A 25513-nucleotide genomic window follows, 5' to 3' on the forward strand; every position below is an offset into this window, starting at 1 on the left:
TCGCCGAGCTAACCGCGCAGATACAACGTACTGTTGAGGGCGTTGCCTTTCCCCACCGCATTTTCGATTGAAGGATGAGAGCATGGCGATCCACAGCGACCACGAGAAATTCGGGCTGCTTGTCAACCCGGACTTGACCTTCCACCGCATTGTTTTCGACCTTGACGATGCGAACCAGTTCCTCGGTCCTGTCGTTGAAGAAGGTGTGCAGGTCGCCTTCGAGCAGGACGGGACGCTCCATGAGGCGTATTACTCGCCAGAGGCAAAGGAACGGGGAGCTGAGCCGAATCCGGTTGCGTCCATGGCCCGCAATACCGCTGCCACAGACAACCCGAGCTTCCTCCAAGACCCTGCCACCGCCATTTCCGGTCCGGTGATTTTCACCGGCCGCGGCGGGAAAAGCATCGACGACGACGTTGTCGAAGGCATCAAGAACACAATCCGGGCTGTTCGCCACTACCGTGAGGACAACGAAGAGGAGTACCAGCTCTGGCGTAACGCAGTTCTGAACATGGGCACTCCGCAGGTGTAAACGCTGCTTCTGCTTCCGGTCTCCGGGCCGGATGAGTGGAGTGTGCGGTTCGCATTCCGCATCAATGGCGAGACGAGGCTGGGCACTAGGTGCCCGGCCTTGTTGTCGTTTAGCACTCACGTAGGTAGAGTGCTAACCAGGTTTTGGGCACAGTTTGTTCACCCGCGACGACGGCTGCGCATCGCGAAACCTCGGCAGCGCCCGCGTCTGACGCGGCACCGCCGGAGAAAGCTCATTAAGAACAACTTTCAAGAAAGGTTTTCACTGTGGCAAACGTCAACATCAAGCCGCTCGAGGACAAGATCCTCGTCCAGATCGTCGAGGCTGAGACCACCACCGCTTCCGGCCTGGTCATTCCGGATTCCGCTCAGGAGAAGCCGCAGGAAGCAACCGTCATCGCTGTCGGCCCGGGTCGCTGGGACGACGAGGGCGAGCACCGCATTCCGGTCGACGTGAAGGAAGGCGACACCGTCATCTTCTCCAAGTACGGCGGCACCGAGCTCAAGTACGGCGACGAGGAGTACCTGCTCCTGTCTGCACGTGACCTGCTGGCCGTCGTCGAAAAATAAGAAGGGGGACCTGACTCCCAATGGCAAAGCTCATTGCATTTGACCAGGAAGCCCGCGAGGGCATCCAGCGCGGTGTCGACGTTCTCGCCGATTCCGTGCGCGTCACGCTCGGCCCGCGCGGCCGCAACGTGGTTCTGGACAAGGCTTTCGGCGGCCCGACCGTCACTAATGACGGTGTGACCATCGCCCGCGACATCGATCTCGAGGACCCCTTCGAGAATCTCGGTGCGCAGCTGGTCAAGTCGGTCGCTGTGAAGACCAATGACATCGCCGGCGACGGCACCACCACCGCGACGCTGCTCGCCCAGGCTCTCATCAACGAGGGTCTGCGCAATGTCGCCGCCGGTGCTAACCCGATCGAGCTGAACAAGGGCATCGCCGCTGCAGCCGAGAAAACAGTGGAGGAGCTCAAGGCTCGCGCCACCGAGGTCTCCTCCTCCGAGGAGATCGCCAACGTTGCCACCGTCTCCTCCCGCGACGAGGTCGTGGGCGAGATGGTCTCCGGTGCCATGGATAAGGTGGGCAAGGACGGCGTCCTCACCGTCGAAGAGTCCCAGTCCATCGAGTCCTACGTGGACGTCACCGAGGGTATTTCCTTTGAAAAGGGCTTCCTGTCCCCGTACTTCATGACGGACCCGGAGTCCGGCCAGGCTGTGCTCGAAGAGCCACTGATCCTCCTGGTGCGCAACAAGATCTCCTCCCTGCCGGAATTCCTTCCGCTGCTGGAGAAGGCTGTGGGCACCTCCCGCCCGCTGCTGATCATCGCCGAGGACATTGAGGGCGAGCCGCTGCAGACCCTCGTGGTCAACACCATCCGCGGTGCACTCAAGGTCGTGGCGGTGAGGTCGCCGTACTTCGGCGAGCGCCGTAAAGCATTCATGGACGACCTCGCTGTGGTGACTGCCGCAACCGTCATCGACCCCGAGGTGGGCGTCAACCTGAAGGACGCTGAACTGGACGTGCTGGGCAGTGCCCGCCGCGTCACGGTGACCAAGGACGACACGGTCATTGTCGACGGTGCTGGCACCGCTGAGGCAGTGGAGAACCGCCGCCAGCAGATCCGCCGTGAGATTGAGAACACCGACTCCACCTGGGACAAGGAAAAGGCCGAGGAGCGCCTAGCCAAGCTTTCCGGTGGTGTCGCTGTCATCCGCGTCGGTGCCCCGACCGAGACCGAGGTCAACGAACGCAAGCTCCGTGTCGAGGATGCCATCAACGCCGCACGCGCTGCGGCGCAGGAAGGCATCATTGCCGGCGGCGGCTCCGCGCTGGTTCAGATTGCGAAGAACCTGGAGGCTTACGCCGAGGAGTTCGAGGGCGAGCAGAAGGTCGGTGTGCAGGCGGTTGCCCGTGCTCTGACCAAGCCCGCTTACTGGATCGCGGAGAACGCTGGTCTGGACGGCTCCGTCGTGGTGTCCAAGATCGCCGAGCTGCCCAACGGTGAAGGCTTCAACGCCGCCACCCTCGAGTACGGCAACCTCATCGAGCAGGGCATCATCGACCCGGTGAAGGTCACCCACTCCGCGGTGGTCAACGCTTCGTCCGTTGCCCGCATGGTGCTGACCACGGAAGCATCCGTGGTGGAAAAGCCCGCAGAGGAAGAAGAGGAGCACGGCCACAGCCACTAGCTCCCTGCGCACGGCGACCGCCCCGTCTCACGGGCCCGAGAAAGGGTCTGCGGAACGGGGCGGTTTTCGTTTAGGCGACGGTGGTGTTTGGCACCGTGCCGTGCTGGCGGTTAGACCGCAGCGACCTTCGTCTTCGCCCGACGATTGGCGGTGCCACGGAGTGCTGCATGACGCTCCGACTCGCTCATGCCGCCCCAGATGCCGTATGGCTCAGCGACGGCGAGAGCATGCGCGCGGCACTGCTCCAAAACGGGGCAACCGAAGCAGATCGCCTTAGCGCGGTTTTCCCGGTTGGTGCGGGCACGGCCACGCTCTCCGTCCGGGTGGTAGAAAACGTCGGAGGCCTCGCCGCGGCAGGCTCCGTGGAGCTGCCAATCCCAGAAATCGGCGTTCGGTCCCGGCAGCTGCTGCGGCATGGACATCGTGGGCATTGAGTGTGAATCTCCTCGACTGGGGAACTACGAGCTTCCGCTTCCCTGCTCAACTCGGTGACTGAGACGTCTCCGAACCGCGGCGGTGAAGCAACGAGAAAGCAGTGTGCAATGTGCGGGTAAACAGTTGGTTTCTGACAGGTGTCGCACAGTTTGAACCAAGGTTTTATGGGGGCCCGACACGTCCGTGAACAGTGTGAACCGGCGGAGGTTAAAGGTCGGTGAATAATGGGTGTCTACCGGCGAGTTGCCACATGCGCCATCTTGAGTCACACGTGTAACGCCGGGGTGTGCCCTGGGATGGTCCCGGAGATGTGCCTTTCCCGGCGTGTTGGATAAGGCATCCTCGCGAGGTAAGGGCCCCGTTAGGCTCTACGTCCTCATGGCTGGGGCGTAGGATGGGAACGCTTGAAAAACCGCCGAGAAGATGCCGAACAGATCCGGGCCGATAAGGTCTGGCGTAACCTGCGGTAGATCTGCCACAGATGTGCCGTGGTTCCAACACTCGATGATCAGCGAAGGAGACACGTGGCCGCTTCCGATGCCGACGATCGCCTTGCGGTCCTCGTCCCCCTGGCGCAAGAAGGCGACCAACGGGCCCTCAAAGAGATCATTCAGATTGTCCACCCCATCGTTCTCCGGTACGCCAGGGCGCGTATCAGCGGCGGCCGTCCGCCGACAGCGGAAGATGTCGCCCAGGAAATCTGCCTCGCCGTGGCCACATCCGTGGGGAAGTTTCAGGACGAGGGAAAACCTTTCATGGCCTTCGTCTACGGCATCGCCTTCAATAAGGTCACTGATGCCCACCGCGTTCTCTCCCGCGATAAATCCAGTCCGATTGATGAGATCCCGGACCAGGAGTATCTCGGGGATACCCCCGAAGACGCCGCAATGGTGGTGGCGGGCAGTAACAGAGTTCGCGAGTTACTCGATCTGCTAAGTGAGAGGGCCAAAGAAATCGTTGTGCTGCGCGTTTTCGTCGGCCTGTCCGCCGAGCAAACAGCAGAGATCGTAGGCAGCACTGCGGGCGCAGTCCGCGTCGCCCAGCACCGCGCGCTAGCCACGATGCGGAAAGCTATTGAGAATGAGCGGGAAGGCCTCAGTGAGGACTGGGGCTGACACGAGCCGAGATTAAGGAGGGGAGCCATGGAACCGAAATTCACCGGCGGAGGCGGTCATCACCGCGGGAACGACGCTGACATTCCTGCGAACATGGATGACCTGCAGGCCAGCGATGCCTTTCTGACGGCGCTGTCGCACGGCGTTGATCCGTCCAACGGTTCCGACGAATTGGCTGCCCTGCTTCTCGGGCTCCGGGACGAGGTAGAAGCGCCCATGCCCGCGGCCCCGAATGTGTCGGGATATGTACCGGTGCGGGACGGCGCAGCTACCAATGGCACGGCCACCGAAGAGGCTCCGGCCGTCTCTTCTTTGGATCAGCGTCGTATTCTCCGCGGACGCCACTCCGCCGAAGGCGGTAAGGGCAGTCGTCACTTCCGCACCAACCCGTGGGCTGCCGGTCTTGTCGGTGCTGCCGCCGCGACTGTGCTTGTTGCCGGCACCGGTGCCGCCCTGTACAACGCCACTCCGGGTTCCGCGCTGTGGGGGCCGTCTGAAGCGGTGTTCGGGGAACGCACGAATACTGTCGAGTTCGCCAGCGCCCTGGATGAGATTGAAAGTAAGACCGAGTCTGGGGATATTGCCGGTGCCCGCGTTCTCATCGAACAGTTGCGTGAGTCGATGAAGCATGACCGCTCGTCCGAACGCGCCAAGCGCCCGGACCGCGGCGGTGCAGCGCCAGCCACATCGACCCTTGCTTCGATTGTCACGGTCTCGCCGTCGAGCCCGAAGCCTGCGGACCAGCCGGCAGCACCGGAAAGCCCAGCTACGGTCACAGTCACTCCGGAACCTGTCACCGAAACGGTCACGGTCACCGAAACGGCGCAGGCACAGAATGGGAGGGGCGGTGAGCCGTCGCAAAGCGTGAATGCGCCGATGGAAGCACCGACGATCCCCACGACGACGAGGGTGCTGGGAAGCCCGCAGCCGACGCAACAACCGGCCGCGCAGTCCTCGGAGTAGGTGCGACTTAGCGCGCGTCGAGTCCGTCGAGGTAGCCCAACGCGTAATCCCACGGCACATACGCGTTCGGGTTCGGCTCGGCGCTGGGTTCATGCACAGGCGGCAACTCGCCCTGCAGGCTGGCAATCATGTTGGTGATCATGATGTCCCAGTCGTAGTAGTGGATTTCCTCGCAGTCCTCGCACAGGAAATGGATGCCCAAAATTCCGCGTGGCTCCAGCACGTGCTTGAACTCGCGGGTCTGGGCCAAATCGCGCATGACCGCCTGTCGTTCTTCCGGGCTGAGCGGCTCCACGACCTCATCGTCTTCAATGAAGGATGCGGGATCATTGGGATCGTCTGCGAACGGGTCGCGCGGCATCATGGAGTCAAAATTCACGGTTCCCAGCCTATTGCTCACCGCCTCCCGAGTTCAATTCCCTCGGGGTGTGAGCGCCCGTGCGGGCGGCAGCCCCTGACCTGCCGTCTGATTTGCGCGACGCACTATGCTGACAGGCGTACAGGCAGTGGCGCGTGCACATGGGCCACAGGCACGTCCCGCGAAGCGGAGAAAGGGAGCGATCATGTCCAGCGAGCGAATCCATACCGGCGGAGACGATCCGAACAAGGTCGCGTTCCGCGGCCTGACTTTCGATGACGTTCTTCTCCTTCCGGCCGAGTCCCACATCGTCCCCAGTGAGGTGAACACCTCCACGCAGTTCAGCCGCAACATTCGTCTGGGCATCCCGGTCGCGTCGGCAGCGATGGACACGGTGACCGAATCCCGCATGGCTATCGCCATGGCGCGTCAGGGCGGCATTGGTGTGCTGCACCGCAACCTTTCCGCGCAGGACCAGGCCGAGCACGTCGATGTGGTCAAGCGCTCGGAGTCGGGCATGGTCACCGACCCCGTCACGGCATCGCCGGACATGACGCTGAACGACGTCGATGCGCTCTGCGCCCGCTTCCGCATTTCCGGCTTGCCGGTCGTGGATGAAAATGGTGTTCTCACCGGCATCATCACCAACCGCGACATGCGCTTCGAGCGGGACTTCAACCGCCCCGTCTCCGAGGTGATGACGCCGATGCCGTTGGTCGTGGCCAAGGACGGCGTGTCCAAGGAAGAGGCTCTGAATCTCCTGTCCGCCAACAAGGTGGAGAAGCTGCCGATCGTCGATAATGCCGGCCAGCTCACCGGCCTGATCACGGTCAAGGACTTTGTGAAGACGGAGCAGTTTCCGAACGCCTCCAAGGACGCCGAGGGCCGTCTGCTCGTCGCCGCCGGCATCGGCACAGGCGAAGACTCCTACGAGCGCGCCGGCCTGCTCGTCGAGGCTGGCGTGGACGCCTTGATCGTCGACTCAGCGCACGCTCACAACAACCGCGTCCTGGAGATGGTGAGCCGTGTCCAGCGCGACTTCGGCGACCGCATCGACGTGATCGGCGGCAACTTGGCCACCCGCGAGGCAGCGCAGGCCATGGTCGATGCCGGTGCTGACGGAATCAAGGTCGGCATCGGCCCGGGCTCCATCTGCACCACCCGCGTTGTCGCCGGTGTCGGCGCCCCGCAGATCACCGCGATCCTCGAAGCCTCCGTCCCCGCCCACAAGGCCGGCGTCCCGGTCATCGCCGACGGCGGCATGCAGCACTCCGGCGACGTGGCCAAGGCGCTCGCCGCCGGCGCATCGTCCGTCATGCTCGGCTCCATGCTCGCCGGCACCGCCGAAGCCCCCGGCGACATCGTGGTCGTGGGTGGCAAGCAGTACAAGCGCTACCGCGGCATGGGCTCCATGGGCGCGATGCAGGGCCGCGGCCTGACAGGTGAGAAGCGTTCCTTCTCCAAGGACCGCTACTTCCAGGCGGATGTCACCAGCGAAGACAAGCTGGTGCCGGAGGGCATTGAAGGCCGCGTGCCGTACCGCGGCGAGATCGACTCGATCACCCACCAGATCGTCGGCGGTCTCCGCGCGGCCATGGGCTACACCGGCTCCGGCTCGATCGAGGAGCTGCAGACGAAGCAGTTCGTCCAGATCACCACCGCCGGCCTGCGCGAGTCCCACCCGCACGACATCACCCAGACCGTCGAAGCACCGAACTACAGGGGTTAAACATGCGCGATTACGTTGAGATCGGCATCGGGCGCGAAGCCCGCCGCGCGTACGAGCTGAGAGACATCAGCATTGTTCCCTCGCGGCGCACGCGTTCCTCGAAGGACGTGGACTTGAGCTGGCATATCGACGCCTACACGTTCGATGTCCCTTTCGTCTCCCACCCGACGGACTCCCTGGCCAGCCCGGAATTCGTCATCGAGATGGGCAGGCAAGGCGGCCTCGGCGTGATCAACGCCGAAGGATTGTGGGGCCGTCATGCGGATCTCGACGGCGCCATTGCGAAGGTGGTCACTGCACGGCTCGACACAGATCGCGCCAAGGAGGCGTCGTCTGCCGAAGATAATGCTGTGAAGACGCTCCAGGAGCTCCACGCTGCTCCGCTCGACCACGACCTGCTTTCTGAGCGCATTGCGCAGGTCCGCGATTCCGGCGTCACCGTGGCGGTGCGCGTGAGCCCGCAGCACGCGCGCGAGCTCGCGCCGGTTGTGATCAACGCCGGCGCCGAAATTTTGTTCATTCAGGGCGAGATCATTTCCGCCGAGCACGTCCAGGAAGGCGGGGAGCCCCTCAACCTGAAGGAGTTCATTGGCTCCCTCGACGTTCCCGTCATCGCCGGAGGCGTGGGCGACTACTCCACTGCGCTGCACCTGATGCGTTCCGGTGCCGCCGGCATCATCGTCGGCCAGGGCGTGACCACCTCGGATTCCGCACTGGGGATTCGTTCCCACATGGCCACTCAAATCGCCGATGCCGCGGCCGCGCGCCGCGAGTACCTCGACGAGACCGAGGGGCGCTACGTGCACATCATCGCCGACGGCGGTGTCAAGACCAGCGGCGATATCGCCCGTTCAGTCGCTTGCGGCGCCGACGCGGTGATGCTCGGACCGGCTTTGGCCTCCGCGGCCGAAGCAGCCGGATACGGCTACTACTGGCAGTCGCAGACTGCGCATCCGCGCTTCCCGCGTGGTCTCGTCGAGCGTTTCGGCGGCGGCTTCTCCTTCGGCTGGGGCCTCGACGACGCGGATGCGGCTCATGCTGTGCTGGAGCAGCTCCGGGCCGGCAGCCCCAGCCTGGGAACCATCCTGCACGGCCCCAGCACCAGCACTCGGGGCGGCCACAATCTCGCCGGCGGCCTACGCCGGGTGATGGCCAAGTGCGGCTATACCGACATCAAGAGCTTCCAGAAGGTGAGCATTACCGTCATGCGTTAAGCCACGCGTGGAGTCAACCCATCAAATCAAGGCCTGCCTTTCCGCCCAGCACTGCTCGTTTCGGTGCTGGGCGGTTTTTATTGTGCGTACCCCTGAAACGGTGATGTGAAAATCACATTTCTACACAGCGTATTGTTAATCTTCGGCACGACGAACTATGGTTAGCCTAACGTCAATATAAGATCCGAAAGGAAGAATCATGGCACGGCTTACGCGTATCTCCATACGGGCGGCTACGTTGGGTCTCTCCGCATTGCTGGCAGCTTGCTCCACCACAGACACTGGCGCCACCGACGAAAAACCGGTTGTACTGACAACCTTCACTGTCATTCAGGACATTGCCCAGAATGTCGCGGGGGACCATCTCACCGTCGAGTCGCTGACTAAGCCCGGTGCGGAGATCCACGGGTATGAACCAACGCCTGGCGACATCCAGCGCGCCTCAGACGCCGACCTCATCCTCGACAACGGACTGAATCTTGAAAGCTGGTTCGATCAGTTCGTTCAGGATGTCGATGCCCCGCATGCGACTGTCTCCGACGGTGTCGACCCGATCGACATCACCGAGGACGAAGCAGCTGGCAAGCCCAATCCGCATGCGTGGATGAGTCCGGTAGTGGTGAAGACCTACGTGGACAATATGGTCAAAGCCTTCAGCGACCTCGATCCGGATCATGCCGAAGACTTCAAGGCCAACGGCGAGGCCTACAAGGAGGAGCTGGACAAGGTGCAGAACGGCATGGTCGAAGAGCTCTCCGACCTGCCAGAACAGCACCGGGCGCTGGTGACCTGTGAAGGGGCTTTCTCCTACATGGCCCGCGACGCGGGCCTGGAGGAGCGCTTCATCTGGGCGGTCAACTCCGAGAACCAGGCAACACCGCAGCAGATATCGCGGGCCATCGAATTCGTCAAAGAGAACGAAGTGCCCGCAGTGTTCTGCGAGTCCACCGTGAGCAAGAACCCGATGATGCAGGTTGTCGACGCCACTGACGCACGGTTCGGCGGCATTCTCTACGTCGACTCCCTGTCTGAACACGATGGGCCGGTGCCGACCTACCTCGAGCTGATTGAGCACGACGCGGACGTGATCACGAACGCCCTGACCGGGAGGAAATAATGCAGCCCGCCATTTCAGTGCACAACGTCACCGTGCGGTACGGTGACGTGCTCGCCCTCGACGACGCATCGCTTGAGCTGTACGCAGGGCGCGTTTGCGGGCTCGTGGGCATGAACGGCTCCGGCAAATCAACGCTGTTCAAAGTCATCATGGGCCAAATCCGCCCAGATTCTGGCACCGTGCGCGTCGAAGGAGACGATCCGTCGGTCGCACGTATTGACGGCGCGCTCGGGTATGTCCCACAACGCGAAGCGATCGACTTCGACTTCCCTGTCACGGTTGGGGAAGTGGTCATGATGGGCCGGTACGGAAAAATGGGGTGGACGCGGCGGCCAAGCACCGCCGACCACGACGCTGTCGCCCACGCGCTCGAACGCGTTGAGCTCACGGAGTACGCGCACCGCCAGATTGGCCAACTCTCGGGAGGACAGCGCAAGCGGGCCTTCGTCGCCAGGGCAATCGCGCAAGAAGCGCGGATCATGCTTCTCGACGAGCCGTTCGCGGGCGTCGATAAGCGAACTGAGGCAACGATCACCCGGTTGCTCCGAGAACTCGCTGATGCCGGGACCACCGTCTTCGTTTCTACCCACGACCTGCAGGCTCTGCCGGGGCTCGCCGATGAAGCAATGCTGCTCATGCGGTCCGTGCTCATGCATGGAGACCCCCACGAGGTGCTGCAACCGAATAACCTCGCGAAAGCTTTTGGAATGGATGTGATGAACCGATGATTTCTTGGCTGACTGATCCGTTCGCCTACGACTTCATGGTCCGTGCGCTGGCGACGACGCTGATTTCTTCGATCGTGTGCGCGCTGCTGTCGTGCTGGCTCGTGCTCGTGGGCTGGTCTCTCATGGGCGATGCCGTCTCGCACGCGGTGTTTCCTGGCGTTGTGCTCGCCTACATCGCGGGAGTGCCGTTCGCCGTGGGTGCCGTCATCTTTGGCTTCATTGCGGTCGGGCTGATCGGGCTTGTGCGTGACACATCAAGGGTGAAAGAAGACGCGGCGATCGGCATCGTCTTCACCACATTATTTGCCATTGGGCTGGTGCTTGTCTCCGTCACGCCGTCGCAGACTGACCTGAACCACATCATTTTCGGCAACCTGCTCGGGGTATCCAAGGCAGAGCTATTGCAGATTGTGGTTCTCGGTGTGCTGGTATTCGCCGTGCTCGTGCTCAAGCGCAAAGATTTTGTCCTCTTCGCCTTCGACCCGGTCCACGCGCACGCCATCGGGATGAACCCGAAGCTCATTGGGGCGGGGCTGCTTGCGTTGCTCGCTCTCACGTGCGTGGTGGGGTTGCAGGCTGTCGGCGTGATTTTGGTGGTGGCGATGCTGATCATCCCCGGTGCCACCGCGTACCTGCTGACCAATCGCTTCTGGCACATGCTCATCATCGCCCCGTCGATCGCGGCGCTGTGCGCAGTCGTCGGACTCTATGCCAGCTACTACCTCGACGCCTCCCCGGGCGGGTTGGTAGTCGTGGCGCAAGGGACGGTGTTCATGCTCGTTTACCTGTTCAGCCCGTTGGAGGGCATCGTGGCTACTCGCTGGAGGTCGGCGCAGCGTCGGCAGGAGACACAAACAGAGCGTCCGTCGCAGACCGGCCCAGCGATACAGGTTGGGTAGCGCCTACGAGGCGGATATCCAGCGCTTCGGAGAATGGCGCGCCCTCCGCAACATCGAGCGAGGCACCAACGACGAGTCCGTTTTTGTCGAAGTACTTCAGCAACTCGGGGTCCGAGTCAGAGATTCGTTCAATGACCACGCGGTGCCCAGCGCCGACCTCGGTGAGGGATCGCGCGTCCAAATTGCGCACCGCACCGTCAGCTGAAGGAATTGGGTCACCGTGCGGGTCGCGGGTGGGGTAGCCAAGGAACTCGTCGAGGCGTTCAACCATGAAGTCAGAGACGGCGTGCTCTAGGTGCTCCGCCTCGTCGTGCACCTGATCCCACCTGTAGCCAAGGCTTTCTACCAGGAACGTCTCGATGAGGCGGTGGCGTCTGATCATCTCGATGGCAAAGACTCGACCCTGCTTTGTCAGCTCTACCGAGCCGTACGGAGCGTGGGTGAGCAGACCCTGGGACGCCAACTTGCGCACCGCGTCTGAAACGGAGGACATGCGCAGGCCGGTCACCTTTGCCACAGACGAGGCCGTCACCGGGTCAGCTGACCACTCCGTCAGGCTCCAGATCGCCTTCAGGTAATTCTGCGTGGAGGTAGACAGATCATCGACGGATTGGGGCTCTGACATGAACCTGAGCCTATCGTCTTCTGCAGCGAATTACACGGAGCGTCAAACGGTAGGACTTCACGCGCCTGCCCACGCGGCGCAAAGCCCGAGCGCGAGCTCCGGCTCCCAAGGCCATGAGATAAACTCTGTAGGCGTGACAGAGTCGACATCACTTGCAAACCCGGCAAATTCCGCCCCCGCGAACGCGCACCCCCGACCCGTCTTGGTCGTAGACTTCGGTGCGCAATACGCGCAGCTCATCGCACGTCGTGTGCGTGAGGCACGCATCTATTCAGAGGTCGTGCCCCACACCATCACGGCGGCAGAACTCAAGGAGAAGGACCCGGTGGCGCTGGTTCTCTCCGGCGGTCCGTCCTCCGTTTACGAGGACGGCGCACCCCAGCTCGACCCGGAGATCTTCAAACTGGGGCTACCGACCTTCGGCATTTGCTACGGCTTCCAGGTGATGACGCAGGCGCTCGGTGGCACCGTGGCCAAGACCGGCTCCCGCGAGTACGGCCGCACCAACATGAATGTCCGCGGCGGCGTGCTCCACAACGGTCTGCAGGCCAACCACCCGGTGTGGATGAGCCACGGCGATTCCGTGACTGAGGCCCCGGAGGGCTTCGAGGTCACGGCATCGTCGGAGGGCGCGCCGGTCGCCGCCTTCGAGAACACCGGGAAGTGCATGGCGGGCGTCCAGTACCACCCGGAGGTCATGCACTCGCCGCACGGCCAGGAGGTGCTCACGCGCTTCCTCACCGAGATCGCCGGCCTCGAGCAGACCTGGACCGCATCCAATATTGCGGACCAGCTTATCGACGCAATCGCGGAGCAGGTCGGCCCCGATGGCCGCGCAATTTGCGGTCTGTCCGGCGGCGTGGACTCCGCTGTCGCCGCAGCCCTCGTGCAGCGCGCGATCGGCGACCGCCTCACTTGCGTCTTTGTCGACCACGGTCTGCTGCGCCAAGGCGAGCGCGAGCAGGTGGAGACTGATTTCGTCGCCGCCACCGGCGCCAAGCTGGTCACCGTCGACGAGCGTGAAGCCTTCCTGGGCAAGCTTGCCGGGGTGACCGAGCCGGAGGCGAAACGCAAGGCGATCGGTGCTGAGTTCATCCGCTCTTTCGAGCGCGCAGTCGCCGGTGTCCTCAGCGAGTCCGGTGACGATGCCCCCGTCGACTTCCTGGTGCAGGGCACCTTGTACCCGGATGTGGTGGAATCCGGCGGAGGCTCCGGCACCGCCAACATTAAGAGCCACCACAACGTCGGCGGCCTGCCCGACGACGTGGAGTTCGAGCTCGTTGAACCGCTGCGCCTGCTGTTCAAGGACGAGGTGCGCGCGGTGGGCCGGGAGCTCGGCCTGCCCGAGGTGATTGTCAACCGTCAGCCTTTCCCGGGTCCCGGCCTGGGCATCCGCATCATTGGCGAGGTCACCGAGGAGCGTCTGGAAACCCTGCGCGCCGCCGACGCGATCGCGCGCGAGGAGCTGACCAAGGCCGGTCTCGACGACCAGATCTGGCAGTGCCCGGTCGTCCTGCTCGCCGACGTTCGCTCCGTCGGCGTCCAGGGCGACGGCCGCACCTACGGTCATCCGATCGTCCTGCGCCCGGTCGCCTCCGAGGATGCCATGACCGCTGACTGGGTCCGCATCCCCTACGAGGTGCTGGAGACCATTTCCACCCGCATCACCAACGAGGTCGAGGACGTCAACCGCGTCGTGCTGGACATCACGTCAAAGCCGCCGGCCACCATAGAGTGGGAGTAGGCCGGGAACGGCACGGGACCGGAACGGACCGTTTGAATGGCGTGCCCGTGGATCTCGATGACATCGCGGAGCCTGATACCAATTTTCACCTGGTCTTTTATCTGGTGACGGTGCGGGAGCCGTAATCGAGATCCACCGGCTCTACTCGAATTTCCCGGCCACGCGGATCGAGCCGATGTTCTGGTGAAGGTTCAGTGTCAACAACTCACCCGCACCGCCACCACTGCTGTCCAAGCGCTCGTCCGGGCAGGCGATGTCGCCCACGTTGACGGTGCAGTTCACTTTGATCGGGCCGTGATTCTTGGGCAGCAAGACCTCGATCGATCCTGCGGTGCCGGTCACGTCGAGCGTCGCGGGCTCCTCAAGCACTTCCAGGTCCGTCAGGTCGACGGTGAGGTTGCCGAAGGTCTTGTCGATCGGGTGGAGGGAAGTGGCGCTTTCGATTCCCACATCTGCCTGTCCGAACCGGCTCCAATCGCCGTGGCGGATCTCGCTGGCGAACATTCCGGCAGTGAACACCACCGCGGACAGCACTAATGCAATGGGCAGCCACAGCCACAGCGGGCGATTCCGTTTCGGTGCAGAGGCGGAGTACCCGAAGCCGGGCGCGCTGTAGCTGTAGCCGTAGCCGTAACCGGGTTGAGACGAATAGCTGTTGTACTGCGAGTACCCGCTGTAGTCCGTGTCGCCGGAAAAGTTCGTGGGCTCCGGTGCTGGATGCGTTGAGCTGAAGAATTCTGGATCAGGGCTGCCGGCCAGCGAGCTCGGTTGCGCAGAATCGGCGCGCATCGCGTCGTAGTGCGCCCGCAGCGCCGGCGGGGGTTCCGGGGTGCGCTGGTGGAGTGCCCACCACCCGGCGAACGCGGCGAATGTGCCGATTAGCGGCGCCAAGGTCGTGCGCGCATCGGTGCTAAACGTGATGGACGGGAAGAAGAACAGCAAGCCGATGAGCAGAAGATAACCGGTGCTGCGGTCGTCCAGTTCGGTCTTGTTCAGCCTTTCCTTGGGGGTGAAGATCGCGTCAGCTGGCGAGGTCTGCGTGCTCAGCCGCGGCATGGTGAACCAGCACAGTAGGTACATGAAGATCCCGCCGCCGAGGATAAATGCCAGCACGGCGAACGAGACGCGGACAAGGGTCGCGTCGACCTCGTAACGCGCGCCGATCCCCTCGCAGACGCCTGCGATTGGGGGATTCGCGCCTTCTTGCTTCGTGATTCGCGGAGGTCGCGTCTCCCACATGCTCCGTGACGTGCTTGGGGTGGTGTTCATGCCTCCAGTATGCATTCTGCGGGCAAAGCTAGTCGGCTGGATGGACCGGCCGTGGGGTCGGGTCCGTGGAGCCTCGCATGAAACCTGAACTCGTCCGCATAGGTGATGCCGCCAGATTTCTGAACTTCCTGGTCGGGGAGGTGTCGGTGCTCCCGCTGCTTCTCTTTGTCTCCGGTTTGCCCTGGTTAAGTTCAGGTTTCTTTCTCAAACCTGAACTCCTTGCCTAATATGCACGTAAGGGCGCACATAAAGCCCCGGTTCTCCTTATTCGAGACCTGTGGATTCAGGTTTCATGCAACACAGCGCGAGCTGCTACTCCGCGTATGCGAGGCGGCGCGAGCCGTCGACATGCGGGTATAGCACCCACGCTGCAGCCGCGACAAGAACGCCCACCAGCACCGCGCCCCACACAGGCCACTGCGCGAGCGGGGCGAGCATGAGGGCCAGCCACCAGAGCATCAAGGGCGCAAGCATGCTTATCGACGGCACCATGCTCACCTTCTTCTCCTCCGCGAACGCCCGCATCTGCCCGCGGTAGGGGTGGAGCATGGTGACTGCGACGGCGAACGCGACGCAGCCGAGTGCGGCGAGCACTTTCGGGCCGATGGGCAGTTGGGAGACCATGACCGCGATTGAGCCGGCGACACCAGCGCTACCTGCGGTTCGCACGATCAACGGAGTGGGGATCGGGGTGACGCGAGTGCGGACGTCGTAGGCGTACATGGGTGTGGACGCTACCACATGACCTGCTATAGAAAATATGTTCGATATTTTCGATTGACCTTGGTTCACCCACGGAGCATAATCAACCACCGTGGGTGGAACAAGTGTTCGTAAGGCGGTCCCGGAAGTGGACCTGGCGGCAATGCCGGCGGGCCCTGCGGTGTCCGTCGGCTCTGTCGGCATCACGCGCGCCGAACAGATCGCTGAACTCCGCTCAAAAATGGCGCAGATCGGTGGTGCTGTCTCCGGGGGCGGTGGGGATTCCGCCGGTTTTTCGGGAGAGATCGTCGCCGGGGAGGATGTTCTTGGTCTCGGAGAACAATTCCGTTTCCTCCTCCCCGGGGGAGGCCTGCCGCGGTGTGCAGTCACACACATGAGCGATACTCCGGCACTGGTCGCGGAAATGCTCCTTCACGTTGTGCAGGCAGGCGGCTACGCCGGTGTGGTGGGGTGGCCGGAGTTGTCCTACGCCGGGATAGACAAGCGGCACCTGAACCGTATTATCGCTGTTCCGGATCCGGGTGTGGACCCGTTGGGGATCACCGCGGTGCTCACGGAGGGGCTGGATCTCGTCGTGTACCGCTCGCCGGTGGAGTTAACCCTCTCCCCGGTGCGGTGCCGTCCGCTGCTGGGCAAACTCCGCAAAGGCCGGGCTGCGCTCATGATGGTCGGTGCCACTGTGCCGTCGCCGGCGCTCACCGTTACCGGGGATGTGGAGGCGTTTCACGGGATCGGCCGGGGCACAGGGCGCATCACCGGCGTGGATATCCGTGTGCGGGCGCAGTCCAAAAGCGCTCACCCCGCGTCGGCGACTGTCACGGTGGGGCGAGCAGCGGAAACAACTGCGTCAGTCGGGGCTCCAGCGCTGAAGGTGGTGCGGTAAGTGCGCGTCGCGGCAGTGTGGTTCCCGGATTGGCCGGTGCAGGCCGCGCGGCTCGAGGCGGACGACCAATTGGAGGAGCCTCTGGCTATCGGCGCGCAGCACCGCATCAAGGTGGTCTCGCACCGCGCCCGCGCGCTGGGGGTGCACCGCGGGATGAAAGTCCGCCATGCCCAGTCGGTGTGCCCGGAGCTCACGGTTGTCGACGATAACCCGGACCGTGACGGCCGCATGTTCACCGCGCTTGCAGCGGGCTTCGACGATGTCGCAGCGTCAGTGGAGGTGCTCCGGCCGGGGCTCGTCATCGTGGATGCCGCCGCCGCTGGGTCGTTCCACGGCAGCGAGGAAAAAGCGACGGAGATGCTCATCGATGCCGCAGCGCGCCGGGGCATTGATGCCTTCGCCGGCGTGGCCGATGAGATCGCCACAGCGCTCATCGCCGCTCGGTCCTCCGCAATCGTTCCGGCGGGGACATCGGCGGATTTCCTCGCCCGGCAACCGTTGAATGTGCTGTTGGCGGAGACCAGCTTGGGTGCGGACACGGAGACGGTGAAGGCGCTGGGGCAGTTGGGTGTGGCGACGCTGGGGGAGCTCGCCCAGCTGCCGTCGACGGCGGTGTCCACACGGTTCGGGAACGCGGGCATGGCCTGCCACCGCATCGCCCGTGCCGCGCCGGACCGCCGTGTCGCGCCGGAGCTTCCTGCCGCGGACCTCAGCGTGGCGGTCACGCCGGAGGACCCGATCGACAGAGTCGATTCCGCCGCGTTCGCCGCCCGCGCGCTGGCCGCCAGCCTGCACGAGCGCCTGGCGGAGGCGGGCCAGAATTGTCTCCGGCTGAAGGTGAAGGCGGAGCTGTCGGACGGCACTGTTGTCGAGCGCACCTGGCGCACCCGTGAAGCGCTCACGGAGGAAGCGACGGCCGACCGCGTGCGGTGGCAGCTGGACGGCTGGTTGACCAGCGGGGGAGCGGGCACGATCACCTCGCTGATCCTCGAGCCGCTGGAGCTCGCCCAGCCGGACCCGGTGGGGCAGTTGTGGGGCACAGGCGGCGGAAGCAATAACAGCAATAACGGGGAAGCCCGCCGGGTGGCGGAACGTGTGCAGTCTGCGCTGGGGATCGACGCGGTGCTGCAGCCGCGGTTCGTGGGAGGGCGCGGGGTCGCCGAACGCATCGCGCTCATCCCGTTCGGGGAGCGTGACCCAGAGTCCGCCGACGGGAAAGATCCGGCTGGCGCGTCGTGGCCCGGGGCGATTCCGCCGCCGCTGCCGGCGCGGATCGGCGGTGGTGTGGACCACCCGGCGTCCCGGATCGTCATGATCGATGACGCGGCGCGCCCCGTCGGTGTCACTGCTGAAGCACTGCTCAGCACCACCCCGTATGCGTTGAGCTGGGGCGGGAACCACTATCTGGTCACCGGGTGGGCGGGGCCGTGGCCGGTCGACGAGGGCTGGTGGGGCGAGAATCCCCAGAAGGTGGCGCGGCTCCAAGTCGTGGGCACACGGGAAGAAGGCGGTAGCCCGCTGGCGTGGCTGCTGCTGTGGACGAAGCAGACGTGGAGGGTGGAAGCGATGTACAGCTGATGTGTGGGCTGGTGAGGGGAGGGAGGGACGTCGATAAGCGTCATTGGGGCGTTTTTGAAAGATAGGCTACCCTTAGAAACATGTCTGTCGACCGCCGAACATTGTGCTCCGATGTGGAAGTGGAGCCCCTGCCCGGCACTGCGAAGCAAGCCGGCGTCTACGTGCTCTTCGAGTACCCGGGCCCGTGGAGCCACGACATTCTCGACGGCGAGACCTTTGGCGAAGAGCTGACCGCGAAGCTGAAGGCCCACATGAAGAAGACCGGCGCTGCGCTGCAGCTGATCCGCCACCCCACGCGCGAGGGCCGAGAGATCAACGACCACCACCTTTACCTTGTCTTCTCCGACATCGGGGTCACGGAGGTCCTGCACGTCGACGGGCCGGAAGCGATTCTGGACCTCGATCTGTCGGGTCCCGGCCGCAACGGCGGGCAGACGCGCATCGCGCCGCTGCTTCTCGTGTGCACGCACGCGAAGCGCGACCGTTGCTGCGCGGTGAAAGGACGTCCGCTGGTCAACGAGCTGGAGCGCCGCTACCCGTTCAAGAAAACGGGGGATGTCGTATGGGAGACCTCGCACGTCAAAGGCCACCGTTTCGCTCCTGCGCTGTTGCTCATGCCGTGGGGTTACAGCTTCGGGCGCATGAACCTTGAAGCCACCGAGGCGATGCTCGCTGCCGCGATGCGCGCGCAGTATTTCGTGCCCGGTAACCGCGGCCGCGGCACACTCACCCCGCCCGAGCAGGCGGCGGAGATCGCAGTCGCGGCGCACCTGCAGCGCGAAGGCCGCGACGTCGCCTACGGGCAGCTCACCGTGAGCGCGTCCGAGGTCGGGGAGGAAACAGCGAGCATTTCGCTTATCGACGCCGCCACTGCCCGCACCTTCACCGCCTCCCTGAGCAAGAAAGAAGCCGCAGGAGTGGTGTCCTCCTGCGGCGATGAGCCGAAGACCGGTGCGTACTGGTCGGTCGACTCCGTTAGCGGCGCATGACCTTGCGGGACAGATAGTTGCCTAAGAGCTGCGCCAGCTGGACGATGACCACGATGGTGATCACGGCCAGCCAGGTGACCTCCGGCTGGTAGGCGCGGTAGCCGTAGACGATAGCGAAGTCACCCAGACCGCCGCCGCCGATGTAGCCCGCCATGGCGGACATGTCGATCACGGCGATGAAGATGAAGGTGAAGCCCAGGATCAGCGGGCCGAGTGCCTCGGGGATGATCACGGTGCGGATGATGCGCCACGGGCCCGCACCCATTGCGCGGGCTGCCTCGATCACGCCCGGGTCGATGGCCACGAGGTTCTGTTCCACGATGCGCGCCACAGTGAATGTGGCGGTGACGCACATGACGAAGGTGGCGGCTTCGCGGCCGATGGTGGTGCCCACCACCGCCAGAGTCACGGCGTAGAGCATGGCGATCATGATGATGAACGGGATCGGCCTGAAGAAGTTCACCAGGATGTTCAGCACCCAGTAGACCGCCTTGTTCTGCAGCACGCCGCCCTGGCGGGTGGTGTACAGGAACAGGCCGATGATCAGGCCGAAGAACCCACCCACGATCATGGTGATGACCACCATGAACAGGGTGTCGCCAATCGCGTCGAGGTAGGTGGGGCCGAGACGGTCCCAGTCGACGCCGCCGGCGGCGAGAATCAAGTCATTCGTCGCGTGCATTAATTAGCCTCCCCAGTGCTGGTGCTGCGGCTACCACGGCCGCCGGTGATCTCGTCAATCGTGGTGGTTCGACGCAGGGTGGAGTAGAACTCCTCGATGGCCTCCTGGTTGCCGGTCAGGCGCACCGTCATTTTGCCGAAGGAGTGGTCCTGCAGCGTGGTCACGCTGCCGTGGACAACATCCAGGTCCACGCCGCGCTCCTGGAGCTTGGCTGCGGCGGAGAAGAACCCGGACTCAGCAGTCAGGTCGACGGTGAACAGACGCCCGTCTCTGTGCATGAGCTCGCGTTCTTCAGCTGGGGACGGGGTGTTGCGCAGGCTGGTGGACACGAAACGCTGCGCTACCTGCGTCTGCGGGTTAGAGAAGACCTCGTAGACCGAGCCGTGCTCGACAACGCGGCCGTTTTCCATCACAGCCACCTTGTCGGCGATTGCGCGGATGACATCCATCTCGTGGGTGATCACCACAATGGTGATGCCGGTGCGCTCATTGACCTCCTTGAGCAGAGCCAGGACTTCCTGGGTGGTCTCGGGGTCGAGGGCGGAGGTGGCTTCGTCGGCAAGCAGCAGCGAAGGGCTTGTGGCGAGCGCGCGTGCGATGCCGACCCTCTGCTTCTGGCCTCCGGAAAGCTGCTCCGGGTAGTTCGTGCCGCGCTCGGCGAGGCCGACGAAGTCGAGCAACTCTGCCACGCGGGCCTTGCGGTCCGCGGAGCTCATCTCGGTCATCTTCAGCGGGTACTCAACGTTGCCCGCCGCGTTCAGCGACGAGAACAGGTTGAACTGCTGGAAGATCATGCCGATGTTGCGGCGCACCTCGCGCAGCTGCTTGGCCGGCATGCCGACGATGTCGGTGCCGTCCAGCAAGATCTGGCCCGAGGTGGGGGTGTCCAGCCCGTTGATCATGCGCACGAGCGTGGACTTGCCGGCACCCGAGTATCCGATCACGCCCAGGATCTCGCCCGGTTCGACGGTGAGATTGACGTTGTCCAACGCGACGACGTCGGCGCCTTTCTTCCCGGACCGGAACACCTTGTTCACGTCCCGGAATTCGACCCGGGTGCCGGTTGCGGCCATTACTTCGATTCCTCCACGAGGCGGTCGAGGATCTTGTTCAGGTCCTCCTTGGACTTCTGGACCTGGACGGCGGTGCCGTTGGAGTCCTCGTTCAAGGCCTCGGTGACCTCGGGGGTCTGCCAGATCTCAACGAGCTTCTCGTACGTCGGGTTGTCGATGTCCTCGGCGCGGACGGCGAAGATGTTGATGTACGGCTCAGCCAGCTCGGAGTTCGGGTCGTCGGAAGCGACAGCAGTGGATGCGTCGATGCCGGCGCGGGAGAGCCAGTTGTTGTTGATGATTGCCGGGTCGCCCTGGTTGTACGCCGTCGGGGTCTGGGAAGCATCGACCGGGGTGACCTCGACCTTGGAGCCTTCCTTGTCGATGTCGGCCGGGGTCGGGTTCAGCTTGTCAGCGCCGTCCTTGACCTTGACCAGACCAGCCTGGACGAGCACGTTGATGGCGCGGCCCTGGTTGGACGGGTCGTTCGGGATGGCGACCTTCTGGCCCTCGATGCCGTCGAGGCTGTCGTGGTCCTTCCAGAACAGGCCGAGGGTGTTGATCTCGGCGGAGCCGACGATGCGCAGGTCCTCGCCAGAGGAGGCCTCGTACTGGGCCAGGTAGAGGATGTGCTGGAACTTGTTCACGTCGATCTGGTTCTCAGCCAGTGCCGGGTTCACCGGGGTGTACTCGGTGAAGGGGACGAGCTCGAGATCGATGCCCTCTTCCTTCGCCTTGTCCACAAAGACAGACCAAGCCTTCTGGTCGGAGTCGGTGGTGCCGATGCGGACGACCTGGTCGTCGCCGTTGTCGCCTGCGGCGTTGTCTGCGGAATCAGAGGAGCACGCAACCAGGCCGGTGGCAGCCAGGACGGAGGCTGCGGCGGTTGCGATTACACGGTTGAGGCGCATGTCGCTTCCTGCTCTTTCTTAGTCTTCGGGGGAAATGAACGTGAGAAGAATGTAACACCGTGTGTACCGCTTAGTCTAGTTTGGGTACGCGCCAAGTAATCCGTGATTAGAACGCAGTTTCGATAATGGGTAGTCTGTGGATGTGGATTTTCGTGGTGGGGAAGGCTTGTCCTGGTCGCGGCTGGAGCGTGTTCTGTCCGGCCGCCCCGGTCCCACGCCTATCCCCGCGGACCATGCCCGCGAGCCCGCGCGCGACCGGATTCCGCTGGGGGAGCCGGCAGTGCCGTTTGCGGAGCTGCATGCCGTGTCCACCTACAGTTTCCTCTCGGACACTGGCGGCGCGAGCGAGCCGGAAGAGCTTGTCGCCCGTGCGCGCGAGCTCGGGCTATCCGCACTCGGATTGCTGGACAGGGATGGTTTCTACGGCGCAGTGAAATTCGCTGAAGCCGCGGCGGAAGCCGACGTGTCCACGGTATTCGGGGCGGAGCTCTCGCTTATCGACGGCCCTCCGCTCCCCCTCATCGCCCGCGGCCCCGAAGGGTACCGCCGCCTGTCCCACCTCATGGCCCGTGCGCACATGACGGGAGGGGGGAAGGGCGTTGTGTATTACCCGCCCCTGCCCGACATCGCCGCGGAACTGGACGGCGCGTGCATCGCCTTGGCGGGCTGGCGGTGGGCCGGCCGTATCGACGATCTGATCGAATCATTCGGACTAGACCGAGTGGTCAGGGAATTCGAAGTGTCCATGCTGCCCGAGGACGCTGACAGGCATGCGGCGCTGCGGGTGTATCCGCAGGTCCCTGCCATTGTCACTGCTGCCCCCGGTGCGGCCACCCGGGAGCGGGCGAGGTTGGCGGGGGCGAAGAGGGCACTGGGGCGCAGAGAAGCGATTGTGTCTGCATACCGCGACGTGCACCCGATGGGCGCGAACTGGCTGCGCTCGGGCGAACAATTGCTGGCGATGGCACCTGATTGCGCCGACGCCGTCGCGTTCACCGTCGAGCTGGCCCGGCAATGCGCGTTCACCTTGGACCTCGTCGTGCCGCAACTGCCGCGCTTTCCCACTCCCGACGGGCACGACGAGATGAGCTGGCTGCGGCAGCTTGTGGCGGAGCGCGGGCGCGAACGCTACGCCGCACGCCCCGACGACGTGCGTGAGCGTGCCCGCGCGCAGATCGAGCATGAGCTGAACGTCATTGAGCAGCTCGGCTTCCCCGGGTATTTCCTCATCGTCGACGACCTCGTCTCCTTTTGCCGCGACGCCGACATTCTCTGCCAAGGGCGCGGGTCCGCCGCGAATTCCGCGGTGTGCTTCGCACTGGGGATCACGAATGTCGAGCCGACCTCCGCCGGCCTGCTTTTTGAGCGCTTCCTGTCCCCGGACCGCGACGGCCCGCCCGACATCGACATCGACATTGAATCCGGCCGCCGCGAAGAAGTCATCCAGTACACCTACGCCACCTACGGCCGCGAAAATGCCGCGCAGGTGGCCAACGTGATCACGTACCGCACGAAAGGCGCGGTGCGCGACGCCGCCCGCGCACTCGGGTACCCGCAGGGCGCCGCCGACGCGTGGTCGAAGGGCATTGCTGAACCGCCTCCGCGCGTGGAGGCCCTCGCCGCACAGCTGAAAGGTCAACCGCGCCACCTGGGCATCCACTCCGGCGGCATGGTGATCTGCGACCGGCCCATCGCCGACGTGGTGCCCACCGAATGGGCGCGCATGGAGGGCCGCTCCGTGGTGCAGTGGGACAAAGACGACTGCGCCGCCGCCGGCCTGGTCAAATTCGACCTGCTCGGGTTGGGCATGCTCGAGGCGCTGCACCACATGATCGACCTTGTGCGGGAGACCACCGGCCGCGAGGTGAAGCTGTGGGAGCTCGACCTCGCCGACCCCAGTGTCTACGAGATGCTCTGCCGCGCCGATGCCGTCGGCGTGTTCCAGGTGGAATCCCGCGCGCAGATGAACACCCTGCCGCGGCTGAAGCCGCGCCGATTCTTCGACCTGGTGGTGGAGGTAGCTCTGATCAGGCCCGGCCCGATCCAGGGCGGGTCCGTGCACCCGTACCTGCGCCGGCGCGACGGGCTTGAGCCTGTTGACTATGAGCATCCCGTGCTCGAGCGCTCCCTGGGCAAGACCTTGGGCATTCCGCTGTTCCAGGAGCAGCTCATGCAGATCGCCGTCGACGCCGCCGGTTTCTCCGGCGCTGAGGCCGATTCGCTGCGCCGCGCCATGGGATCCAAACGCTCGCCCGCCAAGATGGCTGCCCTGCGTCAGCGATTTTTCGACGGCTGCTGGGACACGAACCGCATCGACGACGCCACGGCCGACCGTCTGTGGCAGAAGATTGTCGCCTTTGCCGCCTACGGCTTCCCCGAATCCCACTCCCAGTCGTTCGCGTCCCTGGTGTATTTCTCCGCCTGGTTCAAGCGCTACTACCCGGCGGAATTCTGCGTGGGCTTGCTGCGTGCCCAGCCCATGGGGTTCTATTCCCCGCAGTCGCTCATCCAGGATGCCCGGCGTCACGGCATCACCGTCCTGCCTGTCAGCGTCAACGCCTCCGGTGTGGAGGCCCGCTGCATCGACTCCGGCACCATCCGTGTCGGCATGAACCTGATCAAAGGGTTGGGCACGAAAGCCGCCGAGCGGATCGAAGCAGCCCAGGCTTCAAGTCCTTTCACCGGGATCCCCGACCTGTCTCGGCGCGCCGATCTCACCGTCGAGCATGTCGAGGCTCTCGCCCGGGCCAGCGCTCTCGACTGCTTCGGCGTGGACCGCCGCCAAGCCCTCTGGCAAGCCGGCGTCGCCGCCACCGAACGCGAGGGCATGCTGCCCGGCCTCTCGGCTATCGACGCCCCCTCACTCCCCGGCATGAACTCCTTCGAGCTCATGGCCGCCGACATCGCTTCCACCGGGGTCACCCCGGGGCTCATGCCGATGGACATGCTCCGCGATGCTCTCCGCGCCGACAATATCTTGACTGCGGTGGACCTGAAACGTGTCCCCGACGGCACCCGCATCCGCGTCGCCGGTGTAGTCACCCACCGTCAAGCCCCACGCACCGCCGGTGGCGTCACCTTCCTGGGTATGGAGGATGAGACCGGCTTGACCAACATCATCATTCCGAAAGGCTTGTGGAACCGGCAGAAGATTCTCGCCCGCACCGCCAAAGCCCTGATCATCCGCGGCATCGTCGAGAACGCCTCCGGCGCTGTCAGCGTGCTCGCCGACAAGCTCGAGCCTTTGGAGATGGGGGAGTGGCTCACCCGCGGGTCCCGCGATTTCCGGTAGATGCCTTATTTCCCCCGGACCGTGCATCGAAGACCTGAATATCCTGAATCGGAATCGCTCGTGTGCTTGGGACCGTAAGTGTTTGTGGGGGCGGTGAACGATTCGCAGGCACCAATATCCCCGAGAACGCATAAGTGCAGGTAGACTGGCTATGCGTTTCCCCTTTATCTTGTCTGACGGACAAATCGTTCATTCGTTGGTCTTCACCAACGAGTGAATCTGTTTACAACGCCTTGCGCCATCGTTTTCATAAGGCTAGGTCAGAGCCATCAGAACATCCCGGCGGGTTGCGGCGATGCAAACAGATTCACCCGCTGCACCAGGCAGGATGCAGTTGAAAGGGCGACCGCAAGGTCAAAGGTTCCTCACCGGACGCAGCCGAATATAAAGCATCGACTGAACCCGTTTCGATTCCACCCAGCTGACCGGCTTGGATAACCTAAGCAGCGATGACTAGCAACAACATTCCTAAGGCCTC

24 protein-coding genes are annotated in these 25513 nt (G+C 63.9%); 16 read left to right on the forward strand and 8 right to left on the reverse strand.

The features are described from left to right. Window positions 1-82 precede the first annotated feature (82 nt). The 3 genes from CZ338_RS05210 to groL all read left to right on the forward strand — a co-directional run bounded on the left by CZ338_RS05210 (window position 83) and on the right by groL (window position 2729). Window positions 83-532: a hypothetical protein gene (locus tag CZ338_RS05210; RefSeq protein WP_087117205.1), complete on the forward strand. Its 450-nt coding sequence runs from the start codon at window positions 83-85 to the stop codon at window positions 530-532. Between the two features lie 266 nt (window positions 533-798). Then, window positions 799-1101 (forward strand): co-chaperone GroES, encoded by a 303-nt coding sequence (gene groES / locus CZ338_RS05215; RefSeq protein ID WP_087117206.1) that lies wholly within the window; start codon window positions 799-801, stop codon window positions 1099-1101. A 20-nt stretch (window positions 1102-1121) separates the two neighbouring features. Then, window positions 1122-2729 (forward strand): chaperonin GroEL, encoded by a 1608-nt coding sequence (groL, locus tag CZ338_RS05220; RefSeq protein WP_087117207.1) that lies wholly within the window; start codon window positions 1122-1124, stop codon window positions 2727-2729. Window positions 2730-2839: 110 nt separating this feature from the next. On the opposite strand, the gene CZ338_RS05225 is transcribed toward groL, so the two are convergent. Next, window positions 2840-3151, reverse strand: coding sequence for a WhiB family transcriptional regulator (locus tag CZ338_RS05225; RefSeq protein WP_087117303.1), 312 nt, complete (start codon window positions 3149-3151; stop codon window positions 2840-2842). Between the two features lie 537 nt (window positions 3152-3688). Between CZ338_RS05225 and CZ338_RS05230 the strand changes: the two genes are divergently transcribed. Both CZ338_RS05230 and CZ338_RS05235 read left to right on the forward strand, forming a co-directional pair. Further along, window positions 3689-4279 carry a sigma-70 family RNA polymerase sigma factor gene (locus CZ338_RS05230; protein WP_087117208.1) on the forward strand — a complete coding sequence of 197 codons (591 nt, stop codon included), beginning with the start codon at window positions 3689-3691 and terminating at the stop codon, window positions 4277-4279. A gap of 27 nt (window positions 4280-4306) precedes the next feature. Continuing rightward, window positions 4307-5242, forward strand: coding sequence for a hypothetical protein (locus CZ338_RS05235; protein WP_087117209.1), 936 nt, complete (start codon window positions 4307-4309; stop codon window positions 5240-5242). Window positions 5243-5249: 7 nt separating this feature from the next. Here the strand turns inward: CZ338_RS05235 and CZ338_RS05240 are convergent, their stop codons facing one another. Beyond that, on the reverse strand, window positions 5250-5621 hold the full coding sequence (locus CZ338_RS05240; protein WP_235839445.1) for a DUF5319 domain-containing protein: 372 nt from the start codon (window positions 5619-5621) through the stop codon (window positions 5250-5252). Between the two features lie 184 nt (window positions 5622-5805). Between CZ338_RS05240 and guaB the strand changes: the two genes are divergently transcribed. From guaB to CZ338_RS05265, 5 genes are all read left to right on the forward strand, one after another. Next, window positions 5806-7329: an IMP dehydrogenase gene (gene guaB, locus CZ338_RS05245; RefSeq protein WP_087117211.1), complete on the forward strand. Its 1524-nt coding sequence runs from the start codon at window positions 5806-5808 to the stop codon at window positions 7327-7329. A 2-nt stretch (window positions 7330-7331) separates the two neighbouring features. Then, window positions 7332-8543: a GuaB3 family IMP dehydrogenase-related protein gene (locus CZ338_RS05250; protein WP_087117212.1), complete on the forward strand. Its 1212-nt coding sequence runs from the start codon at window positions 7332-7334 to the stop codon at window positions 8541-8543. 199 nt (window positions 8544-8742) lie between these two features. Further along, window positions 8743-9660, forward strand: a complete 918-nt coding sequence (locus CZ338_RS05255; RefSeq protein WP_087117213.1) for a metal ABC transporter substrate-binding protein — start codon at window positions 8743-8745, stop codon at window positions 9658-9660. Then, window positions 9660-10388, forward strand: coding sequence for a metal ABC transporter ATP-binding protein (locus CZ338_RS05260; RefSeq protein WP_087117214.1), 729 nt, complete (start codon window positions 9660-9662; stop codon window positions 10386-10388). The genes CZ338_RS05255 and CZ338_RS05260 overlap by 1 nt, the downstream gene beginning before the upstream one ends. Continuing rightward, the gene (locus tag CZ338_RS05265; protein ID WP_087117215.1) at window positions 10385-11287 is read left to right on the forward strand and encodes a metal ABC transporter permease; all 903 of its coding nucleotides are present in this window, start codon (window positions 10385-10387) and stop codon (window positions 11285-11287) included. Before CZ338_RS05260 ends, CZ338_RS05265 begins: the two co-directional genes overlap by 4 nt. Here CZ338_RS05265 and CZ338_RS05270 read toward each other — a convergent pair. Further along, window positions 11202-11912, reverse strand: coding sequence for a metal-dependent transcriptional regulator (locus CZ338_RS05270; RefSeq protein WP_087117216.1), 711 nt, complete (start codon window positions 11910-11912; stop codon window positions 11202-11204). The genes CZ338_RS05265 and CZ338_RS05270 overlap by 86 nt on opposite strands. Before the next feature lie 202 nt (window positions 11913-12114). Here CZ338_RS05270 and guaA point away from each other — a divergent pair, with 202 nt between their 5' ends. Beyond that, on the forward strand, window positions 12115-13656 hold the full coding sequence (gene guaA, locus CZ338_RS05275; RefSeq protein WP_087117304.1) for a glutamine-hydrolyzing GMP synthase: 1542 nt from the start codon (window positions 12115-12117) through the stop codon (window positions 13654-13656). Window positions 13657-13797: 141 nt separating this feature from the next. On the opposite strand, the gene CZ338_RS05280 is transcribed toward guaA, so the two are convergent. Further along, window positions 13798-14925 carry a PspC domain-containing protein gene (locus tag CZ338_RS05280; protein ID WP_162287306.1) on the reverse strand — a complete coding sequence of 376 codons (1128 nt, stop codon included), beginning with the start codon at window positions 14923-14925 and terminating at the stop codon, window positions 13798-13800. Between the two features lie 77 nt (window positions 14926-15002). Between CZ338_RS05280 and CZ338_RS10865 the strand changes: the two genes are divergently transcribed. Next, entirely contained in the window at window positions 15003-15152 is a 150-nt protein-coding gene (locus CZ338_RS10865; RefSeq protein ID WP_154669278.1) for a hypothetical protein, read from the forward strand. 85 nt (window positions 15153-15237) lie between these two features. Here CZ338_RS10865 and CZ338_RS05285 read toward each other — a convergent pair whose 3' ends face one another. Further along, window positions 15238-15648 (reverse strand): hypothetical protein, encoded by a 411-nt coding sequence (locus CZ338_RS05285; protein ID WP_087117218.1) that lies wholly within the window; start codon window positions 15646-15648, stop codon window positions 15238-15240. A 127-nt stretch (window positions 15649-15775) separates the two neighbouring features. Between CZ338_RS05285 and CZ338_RS05290 the strand changes: the two genes are divergently transcribed. The 3 genes from CZ338_RS05290 (at window position 15776) to CZ338_RS05300 (ending at window position 19098) form a co-directional block, all read left to right on the forward strand. After that, window positions 15776-16531 carry a hypothetical protein gene (locus tag CZ338_RS05290; RefSeq protein WP_235839446.1) on the forward strand — a complete coding sequence of 252 codons (756 nt, stop codon included), beginning with the start codon at window positions 15776-15778 and terminating at the stop codon, window positions 16529-16531. After that, window positions 16532-18109: a Y-family DNA polymerase gene (locus CZ338_RS05295; RefSeq protein ID WP_087117219.1), complete on the forward strand. Its 1578-nt coding sequence runs from the start codon at window positions 16532-16534 to the stop codon at window positions 18107-18109. Between the two features lie 80 nt (window positions 18110-18189). Next, a complete protein-coding gene (locus CZ338_RS05300; protein ID WP_087117220.1) occupies window positions 18190-19098 on the forward strand; it encodes a sucrase ferredoxin in 909 nt (302 codons plus the stop codon). Here the strand turns inward: CZ338_RS05300 and CZ338_RS05305 are convergent. The 3 genes from CZ338_RS05305 to CZ338_RS05315 are packed head-to-tail and all read right to left on the reverse strand — an operon-like array spanning window position 19085 to window position 21743. Next, window positions 19085-19780, reverse strand: a complete 696-nt coding sequence (locus tag CZ338_RS05305; RefSeq protein ID WP_087117221.1) for a methionine ABC transporter permease — start codon at window positions 19778-19780, stop codon at window positions 19085-19087. The genes CZ338_RS05300 and CZ338_RS05305 overlap by 14 nt on opposite strands. Continuing rightward, on the reverse strand, window positions 19780-20853 hold the full coding sequence (locus CZ338_RS05310; protein WP_087117222.1) for a methionine ABC transporter ATP-binding protein: 1074 nt from the start codon (window positions 20851-20853) through the stop codon (window positions 19780-19782). Before CZ338_RS05310 ends, CZ338_RS05305 begins: the two co-directional genes overlap by 1 nt. Further along, window positions 20853-21743 carry a MetQ/NlpA family ABC transporter substrate-binding protein gene (locus CZ338_RS05315; protein ID WP_087117223.1) on the reverse strand — a complete coding sequence of 297 codons (891 nt, stop codon included), beginning with the start codon at window positions 21741-21743 and terminating at the stop codon, window positions 20853-20855. The genes CZ338_RS05310 and CZ338_RS05315 overlap by 1 nt, the downstream gene beginning before the upstream one ends. A 142-nt stretch (window positions 21744-21885) precedes the next feature. Here CZ338_RS05315 and CZ338_RS05320 point away from each other — a divergent pair, with 142 nt between their 5' ends. After that, window positions 21886-25035, forward strand: coding sequence for an error-prone DNA polymerase (locus CZ338_RS05320; protein ID WP_087117306.1), 3150 nt, complete (start codon window positions 21886-21888; stop codon window positions 25033-25035). Window positions 25036-25513 lie beyond the last annotated feature (478 nt).

Source organism: Corynebacterium urinipleomorphum, assembly GCF_900155535.1.
Taxonomy (GTDB): Bacteria; Actinomycetota; Actinomycetes; order Mycobacteriales; family Mycobacteriaceae; genus Corynebacterium; species Corynebacterium urinipleomorphum.